Below are 25,990 nucleotides of genomic sequence, written 5' to 3'. Positions count from 1 at the left end.
GCGGAATCATTCCGTCCAGAGCGCATGAGCAAGGCCGCCGTCCCACCCCTCGAGCTCGCCAGCGCCGATCCCTCGATCGCGCAGGAGATGGCGCGCTGGCTGGCGCATCTCGGCGCCGAGAGGCGGTTGTCGCCGAAGACGCTGGAGGCCTATGGCCGCGACCTCAGGCAGTGCCTGGATTTCCTGTGCAGCCATTGGGGCGAGCGCGTGACGCTGGAACGGTTCGCCTCGCTTGAAGCGACCGATGTGCGCGCCTTCATGGCGATGCGCCGTGCCGACGATATTGCCGGCCGTTCACTGATGCGGGCGCTCGCGGGCCTGCGCTCGTTCGGCCGCTTCCTCGAACGTGAAGGCAAGGGAAAGGTCGGGGCCCTCTCGGCGATCCGCGCGCCGAAGGTCGCAAAAACCTTGCCGAAGCCGCTGCCGATGGCATCTGCAAAACGCCTCGCCGACGCCGACGAGCGCGCCGGCGAGGAGCGCGAGACCTGGATCCTGGTGCGCGATGCCGCGGTGATGGCGCTGCTCTATGGATCGGGCCTGCGCATCTCCGAAGCGCTGGGCCTGAAGCGCCGCGAGGTGCCGAAGGCGGGTGAAGGCGATGTGCTGGTCGTCACAGGCAAGGGCAACAAGACGCGCATGGTGCCGGTGCTGCAGAACGTGCTCGCGCTGATCGACGAATATGTCGCGATGTGCCCGCATGCACTGCCGCCGGAGGGACCGATCTTCGTCGGCGCCCGCGGCGGCCCGCTCAGCCCGCGCATCATCCAGCTCGCGATGGAGCGCTTGCGCGGCGCGCTCGGCCTGCCCGACAGCGCCACGCCGCACGCGCTCCGCCATTCCTTCGCCACGCATCTGCTCTCGCGCGGTGGGGACTTACGCGCGATCCAGGAATTGCTCGGCCATTCCTCGCTCTCGACGACGCAAGTGTATACCGGCATCGACTCTGAACGATTGCTGGAAGTCTATGCGAGCGCGCATCCACGGCGCTGATTCCTGACATCAAGCTGTCATCACAAAGCATGCCTCTTGCGCAGGCCGCTCGGTTCGGTCAATCGTTGCGGAACCGAACAGGAGGGGATTCATGAGCGCACACGAAAGCATGGAGCACGCCGAGCATGCCGAGCACGCATCCGGCGAGAACAAGAAGATCGCCCTCCTGATCGCTGTGCTGGCGCTGTTCCTGGCGATCTCGGAAACGCTCGGCAAGGGCGCCCAGACCGAGTCGATCAGCAAGAATGTCGAGGCCTCCAATCTCTGGGCGTTCTTCCAGGCCAAGAGCATCCGCCGCACCGTGGTCCAGACCGCCGCCGACCAGGGCAAGCTGACGCTTGGCAGCGCCAGCGACGACGCCATGAAGGCCGCGATGCAGAAGCAGATCGACGATTGGCAGAAGACCGCGGCGCGCTACCGCTCCGAGCCCGAGACCGGCGAAGGCACCGAGCAGCTCTCCGAGAAGGCCAAGGAAGCCGAGCACGTGCGCGACGAGGCGACCGCGAAATATCATCACTTCGAGCTGGCGTCGGCTGCGTTCCAGATCGGCATCGTGCTGGCATCGGCCACCATCATCACCGGCATGCTGCCGCTCGCCTGGATCGCGGGACTGCTGACGCTCGCCGGCCTGGGCATGACCGTACTCGGCGCCTGGGCGCCGCACCTGCTGCATCTGCACGGGTGACTGAGGCCGCCACACGCACAGCTGTCGTGCCCCGGCTCGACCGGGGCATCCACCCACTACGCCGCGGCTTCTCGGCTCTAATCTCGATGCCTCTGGAACACTGGATCGCCCGCCTTCGCGGGCGATGACGGTGAGTGTGGAGCGAGCAGATCAGCGCGCCTCGTGCACGCTCTTGCGGAAGCGCTGGATCAGACGGAGCGTGCGCGCTGACCAGCCTTCGCCGTTGCCCTTGATCAGCTCACGGAGGCGCTGCTTGATCGGCTCGACCAGCTCGGTCGCCCTGGCGCGCAATCTCAGGATCAGCTCGTAGAGCCGCTCGAACCAGTGCATCTCCAGCAGCTTGTCGCGCGTGACGTCGAACACGAAGGCGGTGACGCCGACGCCGAGCATCTTTGCGAACAGGATCGTGAAGACCGCACTGGTCCAGTATTCATGCGTGAGCAGCCACAGGCCGACCAGCTTGAGCGGAAACAGCGGGATGATCGGGACGGCGAAGACGATCAACGTCATCGCCGGCGAGAGTGCGTCGACGCGATCCGCCAGCCAGGCCTTGAACCGGGCGAGCGGGATCAGGGCGACAACCCGCGCGACGATCGGCTCGAGATGGTCCCACAGCCAGGCTTCGATCAGGAAGATGATCGCCAGCAGGACCCAGACCGGTTGAAGAAGGCGGCGCAGCATGTGATGTCCCGCCCGATTCGGCTTAGGCGCGGTCCTACATATGGATGGCCCGCTTGCCGACTGCAAGCGCGGCTTCCTTGACGGCCTCCGAGCGGGTCGGATGCGCGTGGCAGGTGCGGGCGAGATCTTCCGCACTGCCCCCAAACTCCATGAGAACGCAGGCCTCGTGGATCATTTCGCCGGCTTCGCGGCCGATGATGTGCACGCCGAGCACACGATCGGTCTTCGCATCTGCGAGAATCTTCACGAAGCCGTCGGTGGTCTGGTTGACCTTGGAGCGGCCGTTGGCGGTAAAGGGAAACTTCCCGACCGTATAGGCGACGCCGGCCTGCTTGAGCTCTTCCTCGGTCTTGCCGACGGAGGACACTTCGGGGCTGGTATACACCACGCCTGGGATGACGTCGTAATTCACGTGGCCGGCCTGGCCTGCGATGATCTCCGCAACCGCGACGCCTTCATCCTCGGCCTTGTGCGCGAGCATGGGACCGGCGACGACGTCGCCGATGGCATAGACGCCCTTCAGGCTGGTGGCGAAATGCGGATCGATCTGGACGCGGCCGCGCGGATCGAGCGCAACGCCGGCTTCCTTCAGGCCGAGACCGTCGGTGTAGGGCACGCGGCCGATGCAGACGAGCACGACGTCGGCCTCCAGCGTCTCGGCGGCGCCGCCGGCGGCGGGCTCGATCGTCGCTTTCAGCGTCTTGCCTGAAGTATCGACAGCGGTGACCTTCGCACCGAGCTTGAACGCAAAGCCCTGCTTCTCGAGGATGCGCTGGAATTGCTTGGCGATCTCGCCGTCCATGCCGGGCAGGATGCGGTCGAGGAATTCGACCACGACGACTTCGGCGCCGAGCCGCTTCCAGACCGAGCCGAGTTCGAGGCCGATCACGCCGGCGCCGACGATCAGCAGCTTGCCGGGGACCTTGTCGAGCGACAGCGCGCCGGTCGACGAGACGATGCGCTTCTCGTCGATCTCGATGCCCTTCAGGCGCGCGATGTCCGAGCCGGTGGCAATCACGATGTTCCTGGTCTCGATCACCTGCGACTTGCCGTCGGCGGAGACCTCGACCTTGCCGGTGCCCAGGATCTTGCCGGTGCCCTTGAGCACGTCGACCTTGTTCTTCTTCATCAGGAACTCGACGCCCTTGACGTTGCCGTCGATGCCCTGCTGCTTGAAGTTCATCATCGCCGGCAGTTCGAGCTTCGGCGCGGAGACGTTGACGCCCATCTTGGCGAAGGAATGCGCGGCTTCCTCGAACATTTCGGAGGCGTGCAGCAGCGCCTTCGAGGGCATGCAGCCGACATTGAGGCAGGTGCCGCCGAGCGTGGCGTTCTTTTCGACCACGGCGACTTTCATGCCGAGCTGGCTGGCGCGCACCGCGCAGACATAACCGCCAGGTCCGGTGCCGATGACGACGAGATCGTAGGTAGCCATGAGAGAAAGTCCCGTAGGTTTGGCGTTGTGAGGATGTGTCAGCGTCCGCGCGGCGCGTCAGCGTCCGCCGGACACATCGAGAATGGCCGAGGTAACGTAGGAGGCATCGTCCGACATCAGCCAGACGATGGCGTTGGCGATTTCATCCGCGGTGCCGACGCGCTTCATCGGCACCATATGGGCCAGGCGATGATGCCGGTCGGGCTCGCCGCCTGAGGCGTGGATCTCCGTATCGATCAGGCCGGGGCGGATCGCGGCGACGCGGATGCCTTCGGCCGCGACCTCGTAGCCGAGTCCGATGGTGAAGGAATCCACCGCGCCCTTGGATGCGGCGTAGTCGACATAGGTGTTGGGCGCGCCGAGCTTGGCGGCAACCGACGACAGGTTGACGATGACGCCGCCCTTGCCGCCATGCCTGGTCGACATCCGCTTCACCGCTTCGCGCGCGCAGAGGATGGAGCCGGTGACGTTGACCGCGAGCACGCGCTGGATACGCTCGGCCGACATCTCGTCGACGCGCACCCCGCTCTGGCCGACGATGCCGCCATTGTTGACGAGCGCACCGAGCGTGCCGAACTTGTCGGCCTGCTTGAACAGGTCGATGATGTCGCGTTCCTCGGCGACATCGCATCTCACCGCGATCGCCTTGCCGTTGCTGGCTTCGATCTCGGCAACGACCTCGTCGGCGGCCTTCTTGTTGCTGGCATAGCCGACCACGACGCGGTAGCCGCGCGCGGCCGCCGCAATCGCAGTCGCACGACCAATGCCGCGGCTGCCGCCGGTGATGACAACGACTTTATCCGTCATGCGCGCCTCCATGGTTCGACAGGCGCCGCCGCTACGATCGCGACGGCGCTCGCAGAGCATCAGGGATCAGAGATCGAGCACCAGGCGCGCCGGATCTTCCAGGCTCTCCTTGACGCGAACCAGGAAGGTGACGGCTTCCTTGCCGTCGATGACGCGGTGATCGTAGGACAGCGCCAGATACATCATCGGGCGGACCTCGATCTTGCCGCCGACGACCATCGGACGATCCTGAATCTTGTGCATGCCGAGGATGCCGGATTGCGGCGCGTTCAGGATCGGGGTCGACATCAGCGAGCCGTAGATGCCGCCATTGGTGATGGTGAAGGTGCCGCCCTGCATCTCGTCGATCTTGAGCTGGCCGTCACGGGCGCGGCGACCGAAATCGGCGATGCCCTTCTCGATGTCGGCGATCGACTTGTGGTCGCAGTCGCGCACCACGGGCACGACGAGGCCCTTGTCGGTGCCGACGGCAACGCCGATGTGGTAGTAGTTCTTGTAGATCAGATCGGTGCCGTCGATCTCGGCGTTGACGGCTGGGATGTCCTTCAGCGCCTGCACGACGGCCTTGGTGAAGAAGCCCATGAAGCCGAGCTTGGAGCCGTGCTTCTTTTCGAACGCATCCTTGTAGTGGGTACGCAGCGCCATGACGTTGGTCATGTCGACCTCGTTGAAGGTCGTCAGCATGGCCGCGGTGTTCTGCACGTCCTTGAGGCGGCGCGCGATGGTCTGGCGCAGGCGGGTCATCTTGACGCGCTCTTCGCGGGCGGCGTCATCGGCCGGCGACGGCGCACGGACCTGCACGGCGGCGGCCGGCTGGTTGACCGGGGTCGGCGCGGAGGCCGCACGTTCGATCGCGGCGAGCATGTCGCCCTTGGTGACGCGGCCGTCCTTGCCGGAGCCCGGGACGGTCGAGGCATCGACGCCGCTCTCAGCCGAGAGCTTGCGCACGGACGGGGCGAGCGGCGCGTCGGCCGGCGGCGCCTTTGCGGCGGGAGCAGCAGCCGGGGCGGCGGCGGCGGGTGCCGGAGCAGCAGCAGGCTTGGCCGGCGCGGCGGCGGGCTTGGCGGCACCGGCGCCATCGGTGATCTGGCCGAGCAGCGCGCCCACAGCAACGGTCGCGCCGTCGGCGGCGATGATCTCGCTCAGCGTGCCGGCGGAGGGCGCCGGGACCTCGATGGTGACCTTGTCGGTCTCGAGCTCCACCAAGGGCTCGTCGACGGCGACCGGGTCGCCAGCCTTCTTGAACCAGCGGCCGATGGTGGCCTCGGTGACGGATTCGCCGAGCGTCGGCACACGAATTTCAGTCATGGTCTTTTCCTTAAGGGATCGCCAATGCGGTCATGAATTCTACTGGTGTCATGCCCCGCGAAGGCGGGGCATCCAGTACTCCGCGGCGGTCGTGGTCATCACGACCGTCACGGCGTACTGGATCGCCCGCCTTCGCGGGCGATGACAGCGTCCTAAAAACTTCTCAGCTCAATGCTTCGTCCAGGAACGCCTTCAACTGCGCCTGATGCTTGGACATCAGGCCAGTGGCGGTCGCGGCGGAAGCGGCGCGGCCGACATAACGCGGACGCCGGCTCACACCGTTCACCTGGTTCAGCACCCATTCCAGATAGGGTTCGATGAAGTGCCAGGCACCCATGTTGCGCGGCTCTTCCTGGCACCAGATCACTTCCGCCTTCTTGAAGCGGGACAGCTCGGCCACCAGCGCCTTCAGCGGCACCGGATAGAGCTGCTCGACGCGCATCAGATAGATGTCGTCGATGCCACGCTTCTCGCGCTCCTCGTAGAGGTCGTAATAGACCTTGCCGGAGCACAGCACGATGCGGCGGATCTTCTCGTCCGGGACGAGCTTGATCGGCTCGTTCGGCAGCATCTGGGCGTCATCGTACAGGATGCGGTGGAAGGTCGTGCCCTTGGCGAGTTCCTCGAGACGCGAGACCGCACGCTTGTGACGCAGCAGCGACTTCGGCGTCATCATGATCAGCGGCTTGCGGATCTCGCGATGCAGCTGGCGGCGCAGCACGTGGAAGTAGTTCGCCGGCGTGGTCGGGTAGACAACCTGCATGTTGTCTTCCGCGCACATCTGCAGGTAACGCTCCAGACGCGCCGAGGAATGCTCCGGTCCCTGGCCCTCATAGCCGTGCGGCAGGAGGCAGACGAGGCCGGACATGCGCAGCCATTTGCGCTCGCCCGAGGAGATGAACTGGTCGAACACGACCTGCGCGCCGTTGGCGAAGTCGCCGAACTGGGCTTCCCACAGGGTCAGCGTGTTCGGCTCGGCGAGCGAATAGCCGTATTCGAAGCCGAGCACCGCTTCTTCCGACAGCAGCGAGTTGATGACCTCGTAATGGCCCTGCTCGTTGCCGAGATGGTTGAACGGCGTGTAGCGGCTCTCGTCCTCCTGGTCGATCAGGACCGAGTGACGCTGCGAGAAGGTGCCGCGCTCCGAATCCTGCCCGGACAGACGGACGTGATGGTTTTCGGCGAGCAGCGTGCAGAACGCCAGCGCTTCGCCGGTCGCCCAGTCGATGCCGGCGCCGGTGTCGATCGCCTTGGAACGGTTCTCGAGGAAGCGCTGGATGGTGCGGTGGACGCGGAAACCGTCCGGTACCTTGGTGATCTTGCGGCCGATGTCCTTCAGCTCGGTGAGTTCGACACCGGTGACGCCGCGGCGCGCATCTTCTTCCTGGTCGGCGATCTTGAAGCCCGCCCACTTGCCGTCGAGCCAGTCGGCCTTGTTCGGCTTGTAGGAGGTGCCGGCCTCGAACTCGGCATCGAGACGGGCGCGCCAATCGGCCTTGGCCTTGTCGACCTCGCCCTGGGTCATCACGCCTTCGCTGACCAGACGGCGGGAGTAGAGCTCCAGCGTCGTGGGGTGAGCCGCGATCTTCTTGTACATCACCGGCTGGGTGAACGCCGGCTCGTCGCCTTCGTTGTGGCCATGCCTGCGGTAGCAGAACATGTCGATGACGACGGGCTTGTGGAATTTCTGCCGGAACTCGGTCGCGACCTTGGCCGCGAACACCACGGCTTCCGGATCGTCGCCGTTGACGTGGAAGATCGGCGCGTCGATCATCTTCGCCACGTCGGACGGATAGGGCGAGGAGCGCGAGTAGCGCGGATAGGTGGTGAAGCCGATCTGGTTGTTCACGATGAAATGCACGGAGCCGCCGGTGCGGTAGCCCTTCAGGTCCGACAGACCGAAGCATTCGGCAACCACACCCTGGCCCGCGAACGCCGCGTCGCCGTGCATGAGCAGCGGCATCACCGAGATGCGCTGGTCCGGCGGATCGCCATGCTGGTCCTGCTTGGCGCGGACCTTGCCGAGCACGACGGGATCGACGATCTCGAGATGCGAGGGGTTGGCGGTCAGCGACAGATGGATGCGGTTGCCGTCGAACTCGCGGTCCGAGGAGGCGCCGAGGTGATACTTGACGTCGCCCGAACCTTCGACCGCGTCGGGGTTGGCCGAGCCGCCCTTGAACTCGTGGAACAGCGCGCGATGGGCCTTGCCCATCACCTGCGTCAGCACGTTGAGGCGACCGCGATGCGGCATGCCCAGCACGACTTCCTTCACGCCGAGATTGCCGCCGCGCTTGATGATCTGCTCGAGCGCGGGGATCAGCGATTCGCCGCCGTCGAGGCCGAAGCGCTTGGTGCCGGTGAACTTGGTGTCGCAGAATTTTTCGAAGCCCTCGGCTTCGACCAGCTTCATCAGGATGGCGCGGCGGCCTTCGCGGGTGAAGGAGATTTCCTTGTCCGGCCCCTCGATGCGCTCCTGGATCCAGGCCTTCTGCGCGGCATTGCTGATGTGCATGAACTCGACGCCGAGCGTCTGGCAGTAGGTACGCTCGCAGATCGCGGTGATTTCACGCAGGTTGGCGTATTCGAGACCGAGCACGTGATCGAGGAAGATCTTGCGGTCGAAATCGGCTTCCGTGAAGCCGTAGGTGCGCGGGTCGAGCTCTTCGCGGTTGCGCGGGGCCTCGATCCCGAGCGGATCGAGCTTGGCGTGGAAGTGGCCCCGCATGCGGTAGGAGCGGATCAGCATCAAGGCGCGGACGGAGTCGCGCGTGGCCTGGAGCACGTCGGCGGAAGAGACATCCGCGCCCTTGGCCTGCGCCTTGGCGGCGATCTTGGCGCCGACAGCCTTTTCGACCTCGGCCCAATTGCCGTCGAGCGCGGAGGTCAGGTCGTCCTTCGGGGTCAGTGGCCAGTTGTCGCGCTCCCAGGACGGGCCCTCGGCGTTCTTGCGGACGTCAGCGGGCTGATCGTTGAGGCTCTTGAAGAACTCCTGCCACTCGGCGTCGACCGAGGACGGATCCTTCTCGTAGCGGGCGTAGATTTCGTCGATGTAGGTGGCGTTGGTGCCCTGCAAAAAGGATGACAGGGCAAAGGCTGCGTTCGCGTCCTGGCGAGACATACTGGGTTCCTGGCGATTTCGGTTCGCGCATAACAAACGGCGCTGGCGCCGAGCTCCCCGACAGGACTCGACGCGACAGGCACCCTTTACCCTATTTGCTGCGAAACTTCGCCCGGAAAAGCACGAAGGAGTGAATTAGCCTTTCAACTTTTCGGCAAGCGTATGGCCGAGCCGTGCCGGCGACGGAGACACTGTAATCCCTGCGGATTTCATCGCTTCGGTCTTGGAGCCGGCATCGCCCTTGCCGCCCGAAATGATCGCGCCGGCGTGGCCCATGCGGCGGCCGGGAGGGGCCGTGACACCGGCGATGAAACCGACCATCGGCTTCTTGCGGCCGCGCTTGGCCTCGTCCTTGAGGAACTGGGCGGCGTCTTCCTCGGCGGAACCGCCGATCTCGCCGATCATGATGATCGACTCGGTCTTGGGGTCGGCGAGGAGCATTTCCAGGACGTCGATGAACTCGGTGCCCTTCACCGGGTCGCCGCCGATGCCGACCGCGGTGGTCTGGCCGAGGCCTTCCTGGGAGGTCTGGAACACGGCTTCATAGGTTAGCGTGCCCGAACGGGAGACGATGCCGACCGAGCCGGTCTTGAAGATGTTGGCCGGCATGATGCCGATCTTGCACTCGCCAGCGGTCATGACGCCCGGGCAGTTCGGCCCGATCAGGCGCGACTTGGAGCCGATCAGCGAGCGCTTCACGCGCACCATGTCGACGACGGGGATGCCCTCGGTGATGCAGACGATCAGCGGGATCTCGGCGTCGATGGCTTCGCAGATCGCGTCGGCCGCGCCCGGCGGCGGCACGTAGATCACGGACGCATCGGCACCGGTCCTCTCGCGCGCCTCACGCACGGTGTCGAACACCGGCAGGTTCAGATGGGTCGAACCGCCTTTGCCGGGCGAGGTGCCGCCGACCATCTTGGTGCCGTAGGCAATCGCGGCCTCGGAATGGAAGGTACCGTTCTTGCCGGTAAAACCCTGGCAGATGACCTTGGTGTTCTTGTCGATCAGGATGGACATGAGGTCTGCTTTCGCGAAACTAACGAGTGAGAGGTCAGTGGATGCGGCGGTAGACGCCGGTGAGCACGTCAGTCCAGCCTTCCGCGTCCGGCGAGAACTGGATCTTCAACGAATAGGAATTGTCGTCGATGATCTCGTAGACGTGGCGCGCATTGCCGCGGAGCGAGCCGCGCACCAGCGTCAGGGTCTTGCCGACCCATCCGCCGGAGGCGGGCGAGGGCGGCGTGTAGCCGAGCGAGTCGTACCAGAACAATTTGTAGGTCCGGTCGTCACGATCGTAGGTGAAGAGGCCGTGGGTGGCGAAGGCCTGCTTGCCGTCGCGCATCTGGACACTGTCCTGGATCAGATAAAATCCGTTGAGATCCATGCGCGCAACGGTGTGCGAGGTGGCCGGCCCGCCGCTGGTCCAGCGCGACGGGAAGACCATCTCTTCACCATTCCATTCGCCGGCGAACGCGGCGAGACGCGTATGCTCTGCAAGCGGGGATGATGCGGAGAGATGGTCCTGGGCCATGGCGTTAGCCTCCCTTGACGGCCTTCACGATCTTCTGCGCGGCGTCGTCGAGATTGTCGGCCGGCACCACGTTCAGACCGGATTCACGGATGATCTTCTTGCCGAGTTCGACGTTGGTGCCTTCGAGGCGAACCACCAGCGGCACGCTGAGGCCGACCTCGCGCACGGCGGCGGTGACGCCCTCGGCGATCACGTCGCACTTCATGATACCACCGAAGATGTTGACCAGGATGCCCTTCACGTTGGGATCCGCGGTGATGATCTTGAACGCGGCCGCGACCTTCTCCTTGCTGGCGCTGCCGCCGACGTCGAGGAAGTTCGCCGGCGCCATGCCGTAGAGCTTGATGATGTCCATCGTCGCCATGGCGAGACCCGCGCCGTTGACCATGCAGCCGATGTTGCCGTCGAGCGTGACGTAGTTGAGGTCGTATTTGGACGCCTCGATTTCCTTGGCGTCTTCCTCGGTCTCGTCGCGCAGCGCCAGCACCTCGGGATGACGGAACAGCGCGTTGTCGTCGAACGACACCTTGGCGTCGAGCACGCGGAGCTGGCCCTGCTTGGTCACGACCAGCGGGTTGATCTCCAGCATCGACATGTCCTTGGCGACGAAGGCCGCGTAGAGCTGCGCGGTGAGCTTTTCCGCTTGCTTGGCGAGGTCACCCGAGAGGTTCAGCGCCTTGGCGACGGTACGGCCGTGATGGCCCATGATGCCGGTCGCGGGATCGACCGAGAAGGTCACGATCTTCTCGGGGGTGTTGTGCGCGACGTCCTCGATGTTGACGCCGCCTTCGGTCGAGACGACGAAGGAGACGCGCGAGGTCTCGCGATCGACCAGGATCGAGAGATAGAATTCCTTGTCGATGTCGGAGCCGTCCTCGATGTAGAGGCGGTTGACCTGCTTGCCGGCGGGGCCGGTCTGCACGGTCACGAGCGTGCCGCCGAGCATCTGCTTGGCGAATTCGGAGACCTCCGCGGCCGACTTGGCGATGCGCACGCCGCCCTTGTCGCCGGCCGAGGCTTCCTTGAACTTGCCCTTGCCGCGGCCGCCAGCGTGGATCTGGCTCTTCACGACATAGACCGGGCCGGGCAGCGCCTTGGCGGCGGCCTCCGCGTCGGCGGCTTTGAGCACCGGCACGCCCTTGGAGATCGGAACGCCAAACTCACCGAGCAGCGCCTTGGCCTGATATTCGTGGATATTCATATGGTCGCTCCCTGAACCCGCGGGCGGTGACCCCTGAAGGCCCACCTCAGTCTTGTGGCTGGCATACCATATACCACAGGAACTGCAACCCGGATTCTTTGACATCGAAATCTTGGACCCGGAACCCGCCCCGGTCATCAGGGGTCCGGAAATGAAACCGCCGAAGACCGGGTTTCGATCTTCGGCGGGGATTACTTGCCCTCAGCGGCCAAGAAGATCGGGTGCGATCTTCTTGCAGGCGTCTACCAGGCCCTGCACGGCGCCGACCGACTTGTCGAAGGCCTCGCGGTCCTTGCCGGCGAGTTCGATCTCGACGACGCGTTCGACGCCCTTGGAACCGATCACGACGGGCACGCCGACATACATGTCCTTCACGCTGTATTCGCCGTTCAGGTACGCGGCGCAGGGCAGCACGCGCTTCTTGTCCTTCAGATAGCTCTCGGCCATCGCGATGGCAGACGCGGCCGGTGCGTAGAAGGCCGAGCCGGTCTTGAGCAGGTTGACGATCTCGGCGCCGCCGTTGCGGGTGCGGTCGACGATCTCGTCGAGGCGCGCCTGCGAGGTCCAGCCCATCTTGACGAGGTCGGGCAGCGGAATGCCGGCAACGGTCGAGTACTTCACCAGCGGCACCATGGTGTCGCCATGGCCGCCCAGCACGAAGGCGGTGACGTCTTCGACCGAGACGTTGAATTCGTCGGCCAGGAAGTAGCGGAAGCGTGCGGAGTCGAGCACGCCGGCCATGCCGACGACCTTCTTGTGCGGCAGGCCGGAGGCCTTCTGCAGCGCCCAGACCATGGCGTCGAGCGGGTTGGTGATGCAGATGACGAACGCGTCGGGCGCGTACTTCTTGATGCCGGCACCGACCTGCTCCATGACCTTGAGGTTGATGGAGAGGAGGTCGTCGCGGCTCATGCCGGGCTTGCGCGGCACGCCGGCGGTGACGATGCAGACCTTGGCGTTGTCGAGCGCCTCGTAGGAGTTCGCGCCGGTGTAGTGCGCGTCGAAGCCGTCGACCGGCGAGGACTGTGCGATGTCGAGCGCCTTGCCCTGCGGCACGCCCTCGGCGATGTCGAACATCACGACGTCGCCCAGTTCTTTCAGGCCGATGAGGTGAGCCAGCGTTCCGCCGATCTGACCGGAGCCAATCAAAGCAATCTTGTCGCGCGCCATGTGAACCTGTCCTTTAGACACGTTAAGGAGGGGAAAACTGAGAGGGTGGTTATCCCTTTCGCTTCCGCCGTTCAAGTCGGTGGATGCCCAATTGTCGGGCTTGCCGCGTATACAAGCGCAACCCTGTCATTCCCGCCGGCGCGCAGGCGTTAACCCGAAAGTCACGCGGCAGATTCCGAGGCGTGCCGACGACCGCGGGAGCGGCCAGAATGACAGCGCTGGCAAATAGGACTTAAGTCTCCACCAGGCCCTTGGTCGAGCCGCTTGCGGTGGAATCCTTGCGGCCGTGAGGCAGCGCCAGATAGGATTCCGAGCTCATCTCGATCAGGCGCGACGAGGTCCGCTTGAACTCCATCGCCTCGGTGCCCTCGTCCGCGATGTAGAGCGAGATCGGGTTGGCATCGGCCGAGGCCATCAGCTTCACGGCATTGTCATAGAGCGTGTCGATCAGCGTGATGAACCGCTTGGCGGCGTTGCGCTGGGAGAAGTCCATCACTGGAATCTGGTCGACCAGGATGGTGTGATAGTCGTGCGCCAGCCTGAGGTAGTCGGATGCGCCGAGCGGCTTCTCGCAGAGATCGGCGAAGCTGAAGCGCGCCACGCCATGGGCCGAGCACGGCACGTGCAAAGTGCGGCCCTTGATCTGGATGTCGCGCGACTTGCACCTGGCGTTGCCGGTCATCTTCGCCCAGGCGCGATTGAGCGCGGCGTCGGCATCGCCATCCGCCGGCGTCAGCCACATCGGCACGCCCTGGAGTTTCTCCAGCCGGAAGTCGGTGCGCGCATCGAGCCGCGAGACGTCCATGTGGTCGGCGATCTGCTTGATGAAGGGCAGGAACAGCGCGCGGTTCAAGCCGCCCTTGTAGAGATCGTCGGGCGCGACGTTCGAGGTCGCGACCACGACGGTGCCGAGCTCGAACAATTTGGCAAACAGGCGCCCGAGGATCATCGCGTCCGCGATGTCGGTGACGTGGAATTCGTCGAAGCAGAGCAGCCAGCTCTCCTCGAAGATCGCGTTCGCCGTCAGCGCAATGACGTCACCGTCGGCGATCTCGCCGCGCGCGATGCCCTGGCGATAGTCGTAGATACGCTCGTGCGCTTCCGCCATGAACTCGTGAAAATGCGAGCGGCGTTTGTGCTCGACAGTCGAGTGCTGGAAGAACAGATCCATCAGCATGGTCTTGCCGCGGCCGACCTCGCCATGGATGTAGAGACCGCGCGGAGCCTCGTCCTTGTCGCCACCGCTGAACAGGCGGGCGAGCAGCCCCTGCTTGCGGTTCGGCTTGTAGTTCGCCAGCCGCAAATCGAGCGCCGCATAGGCCTCGGCGACCTCGGCCTGCGCGGCATCGGGCTCGATCGCGCCGGAGGCGATCTGGGCCTGATAGGCCTCGCTGAAGGAGGAATCCTGAGTGGAGAGCATCGCCCTTTACCGCCAGAGACCGGCGGAAATTGCAAGCCGTCAATTGGTGCGGGGCGCTATGCGCGCCGTATCCCGGGCGCGCTGCAGCGTGTAACGCTGCGGCGCAGAGCCGGGGGACCCACCGCTTCGTACATCGCCGAAAGCGATCTACTCACACAACTCGTAGGCATCCTCGACCACGTAAGGGCCTCCGCCGGTCGATGCGCGCGAGGAGAACAGCACGAACCGCTCCGCAGTGAACGCCTTGCTCGGGAAGTAGCCGCGGATCGAGAGATAGTCGGCGACGTCGCGGTCGGAGGCGTCGTGCAAACGGGCCAGCGTGACGTGCGGGATGAACTTGCGTCCTTCCGGATCGAGACCGATCCGCTGCATCATCCGTTCGAGCTCGGCCTGCAAATCCATCAGCGGCTTGCTCGGCGCGATGGTGGCGACCACCGCGCGCGGCTTGCGGCCGCCGAAGCTCGTCAACCCCTGCACCTTGACCTCGAACGGCTTGCGGTCGACGCGAAACAGCATCGACGCGATCTCGTTGGCGGAGACGCCGTCGATGTCGCCGATGAAGCGCAGAGTGACGTGATAATTTTCGGGATCGATCCACCTGGCGCCGGGAAGGCCGCCCCTGAGATTGGAAAGCGACTGGCCGATCTCGGCCGGAATTTCCAGACCAGTGAACAAACGCGGCATCGTTTCGCACTCCCGATGCTTGGGTACGGTCCCTGAGCAGAACCCTATCCAAATTAGAGCCGGCGACGAATCACCGGTACCCTGATTCCTATCGCAGTTGTGTGACTCTGCGAAGTGTTGCCACGGCTACACCGGGAAAACCCTGGGTATTACGGTTGGCGTTGCCTGCTTTTCAACGGCGTTGCTCGCCGATCGTGCGCACGAATGCCTCGACCGTGGGCAGCATGTTGTTGACGACGATGTCGACGCCTTCGGCGGTCGGATGAATGCCGTCGGCCTGGTTGAGCTTGGCGTCGGCCGCGACGCCGTCGAGGAAGAACGGATAGAGCGGCACGTCGAACTGTTTCGCCAGATCCGGATAAATCGAATTGAAGCGCGCGCCATAATCCGCGCCGAAATTCGGCGGCGCCAGCATCCCGCACAGCATCACGGCGATCTTGCGCGCCCTGAGACGCTGAACGATGTCGGTCAGCGCCGCCCGCGTCAAGTCAGGGTCGATGCCGCGCATCGCGTCGTTGGCGCCGAGCTCGAGGATGACACCCCCGGTTCCGTCGGGCACCGACCAGTCGAGCCGGTCGCGGCCGCCGGACGAGGTGTCGCCCGACACTCCCGCGTTGATCATGTCGACCGTTATGCCCTTGGCTTGCAAGGCTTTTTGAAGCTTCGCGGGAAACGCGTCCTGGGCCGGAAGGCCCAGACCGGCGCTCAAGGAATCGCCGAGAACGACCAGCTTGATCGGCTTCGTCGCGTCCGCCCAGGCGGGATTGGCGAACGTCATCAAAGCGAGCAACAACACGGCTATGTGCATGAACAATCCGTAACGCCTCTCGACCGCGCGTGCGGAGTTGCCATATGACCGGACCATGGACATCAGCACCTCTCCCTCTTCGCTCGCCGGCACTGCGCCGGACACCATCGCCATCTCCAACGTCAATCTCTCATTGGGGTCGGGGGCGGCACGCGTTCATATCCTCAAGGATATCAGCTTGCGCGTCGGCTCGGGGGAGACGATCGGCCTGATCGGCCCGTCAGGTTCGGGCAAATCCACGCTGCTGATGGTGATGGCGGGGCTGGAGCGTCCTGATAGCGGAGAGGTGGTGGTGTCGGGCACGCCTTTCAATGCCCTCGACGAGGATGCGCTGGCCCGCTTCCGCGGCCGCCAGGTCGGCATCGTCTTCCAGTCCTTCCACCTGATCCCGACCATGACGGCGCTGGAGAACGTCGCGGTGCCGCTCGAGCTTGCCGGCAATCCCGACGCGAGCAGGCGCGCGGCCGAGGAGCTGCAATCGGTCGGGCTCGGTGACCGCCTGCATCATTATCCGACGCAGCTCTCCGGCGGCGAGCAGCAGCGCGTCGCGCTCGCGCGCGCGCTGGCACCGGATCCCGCCATCCTCGTCGCGGATGAGCCGACCGGCAATCTCGACGAGGCGACCGGCAAGCAGATCGTCGACCTGCTCTTCAACAAGCATGCCGAGCGCGGCATGACCTTGGTGCTGGTCACGCACGATTCCTCGCTCGCGCATCGCTGCGATCGCGTGATCCGCCTGCGCTCGGGGCGCATCGAAACGCAGACGACCAACGCATGAGCGTCGCTGTCGAACCGTTTGCGAAGCCGAACGGCGTCGCGCTGTCGCTGCGCTATGCCTTGCGCGAATTGCGCGGAGGCCTGCGCGGCTTCTACGTCTTCATCGCCTGCATCGCGCTCGGCGTGATGGCGATATCGGGTGTCGGCTCGGTCTCGGCGAGCCTGAGCGAAGGTCTTGCACGCGAGGGCCGCACGCTGCTCGGCGGCGACGTCTCGTTCGTGCTGTTCCAGCGCGAGGCGAAACCCGACGAAGTTGCCTTCCTGCGCTCGCGCGGCACCGTCTCCGTGGCCTCCACCTTGCGCGGCATGGCGCGCTCGGCCGACGGCAAGCTCGCGCTGGTCGAGATGAAGGCGGTCGACGACACCTATCCGATGCTCGGCCAGTTGACGCTGGCGCCGCAGCTGCCGCTGAGCGACCTGCTCGCCGAACGCGACGGCGCGTTCGGCGCGGCTGCCGACCCGACGCTGCTGGCGCGGCTGTCGCTCAAGATCGGCGACCGCGTCACCATCGGCTCGGCAACCTTCCAGATCCGATCGAGCGTCGAGGCCGAGCCCGACAAGCTCGCCAGCGGCATTGGTTTCGGGCCACGCTTCCTGATCAGCGAAGCGGCCTTGCGCGCCACCGGCCTCGTTCAGCCCGGCAGCCTGGTGCGCTGGGTCTATCGCGTGAAGCTGCCTGATAGCGCCAACAGCGACCGCGCCACCGACGCCTTCATCGCGGCCGCGCGCAACGCCGCGCCGCAGGCCGGTTGGGAGATCCGCAGCCGCTCCAACGCTTCGCCGCAGCTCGAGCGCAATATCGGCCGCTTCACGCAGTTCCTGACGCTGGTCGGCCTCGCCGCGCTGCTGGTCGGCGGTGTCGGCGTCGCCAACGCGGTCAAGAGCCATATCGATCGCCGGCTCGAGGTGATCGCGGCCTTCAAGGCCGTCGGCGCCACCGGGCGCGACGTGTTCGGCATTTATCTGGCGCAAGTCGTGCTGCTCGCCGCGATCGGCTCGGTGATTGGCCTTGCGCTCGGCGCGGCCATGCCGTTTGCCATCGTCGGCCTGTTCGGAAAACTGTTGCCGCTGCCCGTAGTGCCGGCCGTACATGCCGACGAGCTCGCGCTGTCCTTCGTCTATGGCCTGCTGACCGCGCTCGCTTTCGGCCTGTGGCCGCTCGGGCGCGTGCACGACGTGCCGGTCGCAGCGCTGTTCCGCGACACCATCGCGGCCGAATGGCACCGGCCGCGCCTTGGCTATCTCGTGCTCATGGGCGTCGTCGTCGCGCTGCTCGTCGCCGTCGTGATCGGGCTGTCGTTCGACAAGCGCATCGCCGCGGTGTTCGTGGTCTCCTCCGTGGTCGTGTTCGCCGTGCTGCGCGGTGTCGCCGCGGTGCTGATGGCGATCGCGCGCCGGCTGCCGCGCACGCGCTTCACCATGCTGCGGCTCGCGATCGCCAACATCCACCGCCCGGGCGCGCTGACGCCGTCCGTCGTGCTCTCGCTCGGTCTTGGCCTGGCCGTGCTCGTCACCATCACCCAGATCGACGGCAATCTGCGCCGGCAGTTCCTGGCCGCACTGCCCGACCGCGCACCGTCGTTCTATTTCATCGACATTCCGAGCACGCAGGCCGCACCCTTCGACGATTATCTGCGCCAGATCGCACCGGGATCGAAGGTCGAGGACGTGCCGATGCTGCGCGGGCGCATCGTCGCCGCCGGCGGCGTCCGCGCCGAGGACCTCAAGCCGACGACCGACTCCGAATGGGTGCTGCAGAGCGACCGCGGCCTCACCTATACCGGCGAGCTGCCGAAGGGCTCCAAGGTGGTCGAGGGCAAATGGTGGAGCGTCGACTATTCCGGCCCGCCGCTGGTCTCGATGGAGAAGAAGATCGCCGACGGGCTCGGCCTCAAGCTCGGCGACGAGATCGTCGTCAACGTGCTCGGCCGCGACATCCCGGCGAAGATCGGCAACCTGCGCACCATCGACTGGCAGGGGCTCGGCATCAATTTCGTGCTGGTGTTCTCGCCGAACGCCTTCAAGGGCGCGCCGCACACCCACATCGCGACGCTGACCGAAGCCGGCGGCGATGCGACCGGCGACGGCAAGATCATCAAGCAGGTCGCGGATGCTTACCCGATGGTGACGAGCGTGCGCGTGCGCGAGGTGATGGAGACGGTCGGCGCGGTCGTCACCAATCTCGCGCTGGCGATCCGCGGCGCCAGCGCCGTGACCCTGATCTCGGCGATCCTGGTACTGGGCGGCGCGCTCGCCGCCGGCCATCGCCACCGCGTCTATGATGCGGTGATCCTGAAGACGCTCGGCGCCACGCGGCTGCGATTGCTCGGTGCCTATGCGCTGGAGTATCTGCTGATCGGCCTTGCCACCGCAATGTTCGGCGTGATCGCCGGCAGCATCGCGGCCTGGATGATCGTGACGCGGCTGATGACGCTGACCTTCGTCTGGCAGGCTGCGAGCGCGGCCGGCGTGGTTGCCGCCGCCCTGGTCGTCACCGTCGGGCTCGGGCTTGCCGGCACGCTGCTGGCGTTGAACAAAAAGCCCGCCACGGTGTTGCGCAATTTGTGACAAAAGGTAGCGGATGGCGGCGCGGGATCGGAATCGCGTGATTTCCGCGACTAACCCCGTCCGCTTGTCAGGTTTGCGTCAGGAGCACACGTAGAGGGCGACATTCGGCCGCGCGTGGACGGTTGCAGCGAATGTGTTAGTTTCCCACATATCGGATGGGTTCGGAGCCCCGATTGTTAGCTAAAGTTAATGTCGGCAGACATCGGTTTCCGAGATAGAATTTGACGAACCGGCGGCATGGCAACCCCTATGCCGGACCGGACCAACCAATGGGAATTCGACCATGTCGGACCTGGACCGCAATTACACTTCTCCTTTCGGTAGGGCCGCCGGGCGTGTTGACGCCGCGACGGTCGATGCCGGCCTGCGCGCCTACATGCTGCGCATCTACAACTATATGAGCATCGGCCTCGCCATCACGGGCCTCGCCGCGCTCGGCGTCTACATGGCTGCCGTCACCGACGTGCCGACGGCGGAAGCCGTCCGCGTCGGCAAGCTGTTCCTGACGCCGTTCGGCTACGCGATGTTCGTGAGCCCGCTGAAATACCTGTTCATGCTCGCGCCGCTCGCCATGGTGTTCGTGATCTCGGCAGGCATCAACCGCCTGGCGCCCTCGACCGCGCAGATCCTGTTCTGGGTGTTCTCGGCGCTGATGGGCATCTCGCTGTCCTCGATCTTCCTGGTGTACACGCACACCTCGATCGTGCGGGTGTTCTTCATCACCGCGGCGACCTTCGGCGCGCTGAGCCTCTATGGATACACCACCAAGCGTGACATGAGCGGCATGGGCTCGTTCCTGTTCATGGGCCTGATCGGCATCATCATCGCGAGCCTGGTGAACCTGTTCCTGGCCAGCACCGCGCTGCAGTTCATCGTGTCGGTGGTCGGCGTGCTGGTGTTCGCGGGCCTCACCGCCTGGGATACCCAGCGGCTGAAGAACGACTACATCTACGGCTACGCTTCGGCCGGCGGTGACATCGCCGAACGTGCGGCGATCTCCGGCGCGTTGTCGCTGTATTTGAACTTCATCAACCTGTTCACGCTGCTGCTGCAGCTCCTCGGCCAGCGCGACTGAGCGCCGGACCAGAGCGAACGGACACCAACCCCGGCCGAAAGGCCGGGGTTTTTGTTTGCCCGCTGCCTCTCCGGTCATCGCGGACGCAGCGAAGCAGTCCAGAGTCCCTCCATGGATGCATTTCTGGATTGCCTCGCTACGATCGCAATGACGGTGTGGAAGGAGCGCTGCCCCTTCCAGCCACCACGGGAACGCTCTAATCTCTCCCCATGTCCGCACCCGAAATCAGGCCCACTATCGAGGCCGACCTCCCCGCCATCACCGCCATCTACCAGCAGGCCGTCCGCGAGGGCACCGCGACGTTCGAGCTGGATCCGCCGGACCTCGCCGAAATGACGCGCCGCTATCGCGCGCTGGTCGACGGCGGCTATCCCTATTTCGTCGCCATCCTCGACGGCCGTCTCGCGGGCTACGCCTATGCCGGCGCCTATCGGCCCCGCCCGGCCTATCGCTTCACGGTCGAGAACTCGATCTATCTGGACCCGGGCTTCCACCGCCGTGGCATCGGCTCGTTGCTGCTGGAGCGGCTGGTCAGCGAATGTGAGGCGCGCGGCTTCCGCCAGATGATCGCCGTGATCGGCGATTCCGCCAATGCCGGCTCGATCGGCGTGCACACCAGAGGCGGCTTCAAGATGATCGGCACGCATCCCAATGTCGGCCTGAAATTCGGCCGCTGGCTGGATACGGTGATGATGCAGCGCGACCTCGGCGAAGGCGCGAAGAACGTGCCGGCGAAGTAGGTTCATTCGTCATTTCCGGGGCGATGCATCCGCATCGAACCCGGAAGTTTCCTTCGCAAATGCGGATCGAGATTCCGGGTTCGCGACTTCGGTCGCGCCCCGGAATGACGACCGAAGGTCGTCACACCACCGCCAGCTTCCGGTCGATCACCAGAAGCACGCGCTCGAGCTCGTGGCCGCGGCGCAGGATCAGGCCGGTCGCCGAGATCACGCTGTACATGCCCTGCTTGCGCGCGAGCCGCGGATCTTTCTCGATGCGGTAGATCGGCACTTCGGAGGCCCGGCGATAGACCGAGAACACCGCGCGGTCCTTCAGGAAGTCGATGGCATAGTCGCGCCACTCGCCGTCGGCGACCATGCGGCCATAGAGATTGAGAATTCGGCGCAGTTCGAGCCGGTCGAACGTCACCCGGCCGGGTTGGGCATTCGCAGCGGCGGGGCGCGCCACTGCGCGCTGCTCGCTCGGATCGGCATCCTCCGACGTCAAACTCATGGGGCGCCTCCTGTCGTGTCAGCATGACCGCCCCCGCGAAGACCGTCCCCGGAGCCGCGGATCATGACAATTGCATGATTGCGCCAACCGTTCCCCGCCGCAAGGGGCTCTTGAAGTGCCCACGAGAACCACATGAGAACCACTTTAGAACCACATGAGAACCGGGGGCCATCTCGCCGGCCGGTTGCGAATCATGACACATGCAACGGTTGAAATTCCCGGCGGCAAAGCGTCACGGGATCGTTAGCAGGAATCACAGGATCGCCGCTTTTCCGCCCATCGCCTGCCGCCCTGCATTGCGAAAAGGCTGGTGTGCGTTGACCCGGTCCTTTCGGTTCCGGATTCCTCAGCCCCCAGCCCCCCGGGGTCGAACAGGATCGGGTCTGTACGCGCGACAAGGAGGGCCAACGCGAGTTGGTCCTTTTTTGTTTGTGTCGGGGTGTGTCTGCCTCGATGACCTGCTCCCTCATCGGCGCCATCACTCTCGCCCCTGATCCTCAGGGAGACGCGCGCATGAACGCGCTCCTCACCATGAGGAGCGAGAGCAATCTCGACACTGGAGAGTTTCGAATTAGTGCAGCGACGTATACGCCGCGCCCAGCATCGCACCGGGCTTCTCGCGGCTACCGTCCTGGACATAGACCACCGCACCGTCGACCCCATCGCGCGACGTCAGATTCTCGAGCGGCACGCTCCAGCTTTCGGGACGCCCGTTCCAGTCGCCGACCTTGAGCAGATTGCGCACGACGTTGTGATAGGTGATCTGCTGTCCGCGATTCTCGCCGCGGCCGATCTCGATCGGCACCGATTTCGCAATCGAGCAGATCCAGACTTCGCCATGCGAGACCGTCGGCTCCCTGCTCGCTGCGACCGACACGTTGATCTGCTTGCCCGCGAGCGACATCGTCACCGGCACGCTCATCACGCCCGCGCCCAGGTCCGTCTTGTCGATCGCGTTTTCGATGCCGGAGCGGTCGCTGCCGATGACATGCACGGCGCCGTTGACCACGGCCTGCGGGGTATAGACTTCGCGGTCACCGCGCATGCGTGAATAGGCGCGCTGCCGCGCCGAGAAACGTGAATCCGCCAGCGTGTCCTTCCAGCCGAGATAATCCCAATAGTCGATCGGCATGCTCAGCGCGATGATCGAGGGATCCTTGGCGAGGTCGCCGATGACCTTGTCGGCGGGCGGGCAGGACGAGCAGCCCTGGGATGTGAAGAGCTCGACCACGGCGCGCGGGTCGGCCTCGGCGGGACGGACAACGGCGACGATGGCGCAGATGCCGAGTGCTCCCGACCAGAATGCACCGGACCAGCGCGAGACGAAATTAGAGGCCATCATTCCAGTCATGTCGAACGTCACACATGGTAGCTCGTGGGGGAGATCTTATCGCCGGATGGTCACCGTAGTCTTACGGGCGCGGCACGTTCAACCGTCCAACACGCGCTTTGCGCCGGGCGGGCCCATCTGAAGCATGCCGCAAACGTACGAAGGCGGCCTTTTGATAGGCCGCCTTCGTTTAACCTTCTACTCACGTCGCAGTGAGCCACTGTTCACAAATTCGCGCGCCAAAGTGCGCCCAGCGCACTTTAGATTGTTGTTGGAGCATGATCTTTCCGGAAAACCGCTGCGCACTTTGCGCTAACGCGGCCCTTCGGGTCCGGATCATGCTCTAGGCCGCGAGCTTGCGCAGCACGTAGTGCAGGATGCCGCCGTTCCGGTAGTAGTCGAGCTCGTCCAGCGTATCGATGCGGCACAGCAGCGAAACGCGCTGGAGCTTGCCGTCGCCCGACACGATCTCGGCGGTCAGCTTCTGGCGCGGCTTGAGGTCGCCGACGAGGCCACGCAGCGTGACCTTCTCGTCGCCCTTGAGGCCGAGCGAGGACCAGGAGGTGCCTTCCTCGAAGGTCAGCGGCAGCACGCCCATACCGACCAGGTTGGAGCGATGGATGCGCTCGAAGCTCTGGCAGATCACGGCGCGAACGCCGAGCAGACGCGTACCCTTCGCAGCCCAGTCGCGCGAGGAGCCGTTGCCGTATTCGGCGCCGGCGAACACGACGAGCGGCACCTGCTCCTGCTGGTACTTCATCGCGGCGTCGTAGATCGACATCTGCTCGCCGTCGGGCCAGTGCTTGGTCAGACCGCCTTCGGGGATATTTCCATCCGCGCCCTTCAGCATGAAGTTCTTGATGCGGATGTTGGCGAAGGTGCCGCGCATCATGACTTCGTGGTTGCCGCGACGCGTGCCGTACTGGTTGAAGTCGGCCGGACGCACCTGGTGCTCGCTGAGATATTTGCCGGCGGGCGAGGTGAGCTTGATCGAGCCGGCCGGCGAGATGTGGTCGGTGGTGATCTTGTCGCCGAACATCGCGAGGATACGCGCTTCGACGATATCGGTGACCGGCTCCGGCTCCTTCTTCATGCCGTCGAAATAGGGTGGGTTCTGCACGTAGGTCGAAGACATGTTCCAGCGATAGGTCTCGCTCTCGACCGTCTTGATCTTGCGCCAGTTGGTGTCGCCCTTGAACACGTCGGCATACTTCTTCTTGAAGATCGACGCGGTCACGAACTTCTTCATGAAGGCGTTGATCTCCTTCGTCGTCGGCCAGATGTCCTTCAGGTACACCGGCTTGCCGTCCTTGCCTTCGCCGAGCGGCTCGACCGCGAGGTTCTTGGTGACGCTGCCGGCGAGCGCATGGGCGACGACCAGCGGCGGCGAGGCCAGATAGTTCGCTTGCACGTCCGGCGAGACGCGGCCTTCGAAGTTGCGGTTACCGGAGAGCACGGCAGCAGCGACGATGCCGTTGTCGTTGATCGACTTCGAGATCTCCTCCGGCAGCGGGCCGGAATTGCCGATGCAGGTGGTGCAGCCGAAGCCGACCAGGTTGAAGCCGACCTTGTCGAGATCGGCCTGGAGGCCGGAATCGGAAAGATATCCGGCGACGACCTGGCTGCCCGGGGCGAGCGAGGTCTTCACCCACGGCTTTGCCTTGAGGCCCTTCGCAGCGGCGTTGCGGGCCAAGAGACCGGCGCCGATCAGAACGCTCGGGTTCGAGGTGTTGGTGCAGGAGGTGATGGCGGCGATGACGACGTCGCCATGGCCGATCTCGTAGTTCTTGCCTTCGACGGCGAAGCGCTTGTTGGGCTCCTCGGCCTTCTTGTACTCGGTGCCGAGTGCGAGCGAGAAGCCTTCGGCGACCGAGGGCAGCGCGATGCGGCCTTCGGGACGCTTCGGGCCGGCCATCGACGGCACGACGTCGGCGAGGTCGAGCGTCAGCGTTTCCGTGAACACCGGATCAGCCGACTTGGCGGTGCGGAACAGGCCCTGCGCCTTGGCGTAGGCCTGCACCAGCGCGACGCGCGCAGGCGCGCGGCCAGAGGTCTTGAGATAGTCGATCGCGGCCGCGTCGACGGGGAAGAAGCCGCAGGTCGCGCCATATTCCGGCGCCATGTTGGCGATGGTCGCCTTGTCGGCGACCGAGAGATTGTCGAGACCGGGGCCGAAGAACTCGACGAACTTGCCGACCACGCCGAGCTTGCGCAGCATCTGCGTGACGGTGAGCACAAGGTCGGTCGCGGTGACGCCTTCCTTCATGGCGCCCTTCAGCTTGAAGCCGACGACGTTGGGCAGCAGCATGGACAGCGGCTGGCCGAGCATGCAGGCTTCCGCCTCGATGCCGCCGACGCCCCAGCCGAGCACGGCGAGACCGTTGACCATGGTGGTGTGGGAGTCGGTGCCGACCAGCGAGTCGGGATAGGCGACCTCGAAGGTGCCGGTCTTCTTGCCGACCGTCATCTTCTCCTTCTTGGTCCAGACCGTCTGGGAGAGATATTCGAGATTGACCTGATGGCAGATGCCGGTGCCGGGCGGCACGACGGAGAAGTTCGAGAACGCCTTCTGGCCCCATTTCAGGAACTCGTAGCGCTCCTGGTTCTGCTTGTACTCTTCGGTGACGTTCTTGGCGAAAGCCTTGTTGTCGCCGAAGAAGTTCACGATCACGGAGTGGTCGATGACGAGATCGACGGGAACCAGCGGGTTGATCTTCTCGGCGTCGCCGCCGAGCTTCTGCATGGCGTTGCGCATCGCAGCCAGATCGACCACGGCCGGGACGCCCGTGAAATCCTGCATCAGCACGCGGGCCGGGCGGAACGCGATCTCATGCTCCAGCGACTTCTTGCGCAGCCACTTCGAGACAGCAACGATGTCTTCCTTCTTGACCGAGCGGCCGTCCTCGTTGCGCAGAAGGTTCTCGAGCAGGACCTTCATCGAATAGGGAAGTTTCGAAATTCCCTTCAGACCGTTCTTCTCCGCCGTGGGCAGGCTGTAATACACATAGGTCTTGGCGCCGACCTTGAGGGTCTTTTTGCATTTGAAGCTGTCGAGCGAGGTCATGTAGGAAATCCCAATTGTTAGTTATACCCGGCAGGGTATTTTAACACCGTCAGCGAAGCAGGCTGGGTCGCTTGCAGGGACAGGTTGAGTTGCTGCATC

Annotated in this window: 21 protein-coding genes; 6 read left to right on the top strand and 15 right to left on the bottom strand. The window is 64.8% G+C overall.

The features are described 5' to 3' along the window. Positions 1-24: 24 nt before the first annotated feature. Together XH90_RS01935 and XH90_RS01930 are read left to right on the top strand one after the other, a co-directional pair. Positions 25-990: a tyrosine recombinase XerC gene (locus XH90_RS01935; RefSeq protein WP_194478956.1), complete on the top strand. Its 966-nt coding sequence runs from the start codon at positions 25-27 to the stop codon at positions 988-990. A gap of 91 nt (positions 991-1,081) precedes the next feature. Further along, complete coding sequence (locus tag XH90_RS01930; protein WP_194478955.1) at positions 1,082-1,675, top strand: DUF4337 domain-containing protein; 594 nt, start codon at positions 1,082-1,084, stop codon at positions 1,673-1,675. 150 nt (positions 1,676-1,825) lie between these two features. On the opposite strand, the gene XH90_RS01925 is transcribed toward XH90_RS01930, so the two are convergent. The 12 genes from XH90_RS01925 to XH90_RS01870 form a co-directional block, all read right to left on the bottom strand. Next, on the bottom strand, positions 1,826-2,356 hold the full coding sequence (locus XH90_RS01925; protein ID WP_194478954.1) for a hypothetical protein: 531 nt from the start codon (positions 2,354-2,356) through the stop codon (positions 1,826-1,828). A gap of 34 nt (positions 2,357-2,390) precedes the next feature. After that, entirely contained in the window at positions 2,391-3,791 is a 1,401-nt protein-coding gene (gene lpdA, locus XH90_RS01920; protein ID WP_194478953.1) for a dihydrolipoyl dehydrogenase, read from the bottom strand. Between the two features lie 57 nt (positions 3,792-3,848). Continuing rightward, a complete protein-coding gene (locus tag XH90_RS01915; protein ID WP_194478952.1) occupies positions 3,849-4,598 on the bottom strand; it encodes an SDR family oxidoreductase in 750 nt (249 codons plus the stop codon). Positions 4,599-4,664: 66 nt separating this feature from the next. After that, complete coding sequence (gene odhB, locus XH90_RS01910; protein WP_194478951.1) at positions 4,665-5,906, bottom strand: 2-oxoglutarate dehydrogenase complex dihydrolipoyllysine-residue succinyltransferase; 1,242 nt, start codon at positions 5,904-5,906, stop codon at positions 4,665-4,667. Between the two features lie 163 nt (positions 5,907-6,069). Then, the gene (locus XH90_RS01905) at positions 6,070-9,027 is read right to left on the bottom strand and encodes a 2-oxoglutarate dehydrogenase E1 component (protein ID WP_194478950.1); all 2,958 of its coding nucleotides are present in this window, start codon (positions 9,025-9,027) and stop codon (positions 6,070-6,072) included. 135 nt (positions 9,028-9,162) lie between these two features. After that, entirely contained in the window at positions 9,163-10,047 is an 885-nt protein-coding gene (gene sucD / locus XH90_RS01900; RefSeq protein WP_194478949.1) for a succinate--CoA ligase subunit alpha, read from the bottom strand. A 34-nt stretch (positions 10,048-10,081) separates the two neighbouring features. Beyond that, the gene (locus XH90_RS01895) at positions 10,082-10,561 is read right to left on the bottom strand and encodes a DUF1579 family protein (protein WP_194478948.1); all 480 of its coding nucleotides are present in this window, start codon (positions 10,559-10,561) and stop codon (positions 10,082-10,084) included. Between the two features lie 4 nt (positions 10,562-10,565). Further along, positions 10,566-11,762 (bottom strand): ADP-forming succinate--CoA ligase subunit beta, encoded by a 1,197-nt coding sequence (gene sucC / locus XH90_RS01890; protein WP_194478947.1) that lies wholly within the window; start codon positions 11,760-11,762, stop codon positions 10,566-10,568. Between the two features lie 201 nt (positions 11,763-11,963). Beyond that, positions 11,964-12,932, bottom strand: a complete 969-nt coding sequence (gene mdh / locus XH90_RS01885) for a malate dehydrogenase (protein ID WP_027572983.1) — start codon at positions 12,930-12,932, stop codon at positions 11,964-11,966. 232 nt (positions 12,933-13,164) lie between these two features. Further along, complete coding sequence (gene zapE, locus XH90_RS01880) at positions 13,165-14,352, bottom strand: cell division protein ZapE (RefSeq protein ID WP_194478946.1); 1,188 nt, start codon at positions 14,350-14,352, stop codon at positions 13,165-13,167. A gap of 147 nt (positions 14,353-14,499) precedes the next feature. Beyond that, complete coding sequence (thpR, locus tag XH90_RS01875) at positions 14,500-15,036, bottom strand: RNA 2',3'-cyclic phosphodiesterase (RefSeq protein ID WP_194478945.1); 537 nt, start codon at positions 15,034-15,036, stop codon at positions 14,500-14,502. Between the two features lie 172 nt (positions 15,037-15,208). After that, positions 15,209-15,844 carry an arylesterase gene (locus XH90_RS01870; RefSeq protein WP_194478944.1) on the bottom strand — a complete coding sequence of 212 codons (636 nt, stop codon included), beginning with the start codon at positions 15,842-15,844 and terminating at the stop codon, positions 15,209-15,211. Between the two features lie 55 nt (positions 15,845-15,899). On the opposite strand from XH90_RS01870, the gene XH90_RS01865 reads away from it, so the two are divergent. The 4 genes from XH90_RS01865 (at position 15,900) to XH90_RS01850 (ending at position 21,004) form a co-directional block, all read left to right on the top strand. Then, the gene (locus tag XH90_RS01865) at positions 15,900-16,622 is read left to right on the top strand and encodes an ABC transporter ATP-binding protein (RefSeq protein ID WP_194478943.1); all 723 of its coding nucleotides are present in this window, start codon (positions 15,900-15,902) and stop codon (positions 16,620-16,622) included. Beyond that, entirely contained in the window at positions 16,619-19,189 is a 2,571-nt protein-coding gene (locus XH90_RS01860) for an ABC transporter permease (RefSeq protein ID WP_194478942.1), read from the top strand. The genes XH90_RS01865 and XH90_RS01860 overlap by 4 nt, the downstream gene beginning before the upstream one ends. A gap of 283 nt (positions 19,190-19,472) precedes the next feature. Further along, the gene (locus tag XH90_RS01855; protein ID WP_194478941.1) at positions 19,473-20,264 is read left to right on the top strand and encodes a Bax inhibitor-1/YccA family protein; all 792 of its coding nucleotides are present in this window, start codon (positions 19,473-19,475) and stop codon (positions 20,262-20,264) included. Between the two features lie 209 nt (positions 20,265-20,473). After that, positions 20,474-21,004, top strand: coding sequence for a GNAT family N-acetyltransferase (locus XH90_RS01850; protein ID WP_194478940.1), 531 nt, complete (start codon positions 20,474-20,476; stop codon positions 21,002-21,004). A 121-nt stretch (positions 21,005-21,125) separates the two neighbouring features. Here XH90_RS01850 and XH90_RS01845 read toward each other — a convergent pair whose 3' ends face one another. The 3 genes from XH90_RS01845 to acnA all read right to left on the bottom strand — a co-directional run bounded on the left by XH90_RS01845 (position 21,126) and on the right by acnA (position 25,891). Then, complete coding sequence (locus XH90_RS01845) at positions 21,126-21,497, bottom strand: DUF2794 domain-containing protein (protein WP_194478939.1); 372 nt, start codon at positions 21,495-21,497, stop codon at positions 21,126-21,128. 571 nt (positions 21,498-22,068) lie between these two features. Beyond that, entirely contained in the window at positions 22,069-22,848 is a 780-nt protein-coding gene (locus XH90_RS01840; protein ID WP_194478938.1) for a thioredoxin family protein, read from the bottom strand. Between the two features lie 322 nt (positions 22,849-23,170). Then, positions 23,171-25,891 (bottom strand): aconitate hydratase AcnA, encoded by a 2,721-nt coding sequence (acnA, locus tag XH90_RS01835; RefSeq protein WP_194478937.1) that lies wholly within the window; start codon positions 25,889-25,891, stop codon positions 23,171-23,173. Between the last annotated feature and the right edge of the window lie 99 nt (positions 25,892-25,990).

Origin of the sequence: Bradyrhizobium sp. CCBAU 53338, assembly GCF_015291665.1 — a bacterium.
GTDB lineage: Bacteria > Pseudomonadota > Alphaproteobacteria > Rhizobiales > Xanthobacteraceae > Bradyrhizobium.
Note: the sequence above shows the minus strand (reverse complement) of the source record. Positions and strands in the feature narration are given on the sequence as shown.

Excerpts from the sequence above, each read along its gene's own strand:
- sucC (WP_194478947.1), bottom strand. The coding sequence starts at position 11,762 with ATGAATATCCACGAATATCAGGCCAAGGCGCTGCTCGGTGAGTTTGGC.
- thpR (WP_194478945.1), bottom strand. The coding sequence starts at position 15,036 with ATGCCGCGTTTGTTCACTGGTCTGGAAATTCCGGCCGAGATCGGCCAG.
- XH90_RS01895 (WP_194478948.1), bottom strand. The coding sequence starts at position 10,561 with ATGGCCCAGGACCATCTCTCCGCATCATCCCCGCTTGCAGAGCATACG.
- XH90_RS01855 (WP_194478941.1), top strand. The coding sequence starts at position 19,473 with ATGTCGGACCTGGACCGCAATTACACTTCTCCTTTCGGTAGGGCCGCC.
- sucD (WP_194478949.1), bottom strand. The coding sequence starts at position 10,047 with ATGTCCATCCTGATCGACAAGAACACCAAGGTCATCTGCCAGGGTTTT.
- XH90_RS01840 (WP_194478938.1), bottom strand. The coding sequence starts at position 22,848 with ATGACTGGAATGATGGCCTCTAATTTCGTCTCGCGCTGGTCCGGTGCA.
- zapE (WP_194478946.1), bottom strand. The coding sequence starts at position 14,352 with ATGCTCTCCACTCAGGATTCCTCCTTCAGCGAGGCCTATCAGGCCCAG.
- XH90_RS01925 (WP_194478954.1), bottom strand. The coding sequence starts at position 2,356 with ATGCTGCGCCGCCTTCTTCAACCGGTCTGGGTCCTGCTGGCGATCATC.
- acnA (WP_194478937.1), bottom strand. The coding sequence starts at position 25,891 with ATGACCTCGCTCGACAGCTTCAAATGCAAAAAGACCCTCAAGGTCGGC.
- XH90_RS01865 (WP_194478943.1), top strand. The coding sequence starts at position 15,900 with ATGGACATCAGCACCTCTCCCTCTTCGCTCGCCGGCACTGCGCCGGAC.
- XH90_RS01935 (WP_194478956.1), top strand. The coding sequence starts at position 25 with ATGAGCAAGGCCGCCGTCCCACCCCTCGAGCTCGCCAGCGCCGATCCC.
- XH90_RS01930 (WP_194478955.1), top strand. The coding sequence starts at position 1,082 with ATGAGCGCACACGAAAGCATGGAGCACGCCGAGCATGCCGAGCACGCA.
- XH90_RS01860 (WP_194478942.1), top strand. The coding sequence starts at position 16,619 with ATGAGCGTCGCTGTCGAACCGTTTGCGAAGCCGAACGGCGTCGCGCTG.
- mdh (WP_027572983.1), bottom strand. The coding sequence starts at position 12,932 with ATGGCGCGCGACAAGATTGCTTTGATTGGCTCCGGTCAGATCGGCGGA.
- odhB (WP_194478951.1), bottom strand. The coding sequence starts at position 5,906 with ATGACTGAAATTCGTGTGCCGACGCTCGGCGAATCCGTCACCGAGGCC.
- XH90_RS01870 (WP_194478944.1), bottom strand. The coding sequence starts at position 15,844 with ATGCACATAGCCGTGTTGTTGCTCGCTTTGATGACGTTCGCCAATCCC.
- XH90_RS01850 (WP_194478940.1), top strand. The coding sequence starts at position 20,474 with ATGTCCGCACCCGAAATCAGGCCCACTATCGAGGCCGACCTCCCCGCC.
- lpdA (WP_194478953.1), bottom strand. The coding sequence starts at position 3,791 with ATGGCTACCTACGATCTCGTCGTCATCGGCACCGGACCTGGCGGTTAT.
- XH90_RS01845 (WP_194478939.1), bottom strand. The coding sequence starts at position 21,497 with ATGAGTTTGACGTCGGAGGATGCCGATCCGAGCGAGCAGCGCGCAGTG.
- XH90_RS01915 (WP_194478952.1), bottom strand. The coding sequence starts at position 4,598 with ATGACGGATAAAGTCGTTGTCATCACCGGCGGCAGCCGCGGCATTGGT.
- XH90_RS01905 (WP_194478950.1), bottom strand. The coding sequence starts at position 9,027 with ATGTCTCGCCAGGACGCGAACGCAGCCTTTGCCCTGTCATCCTTTTTG.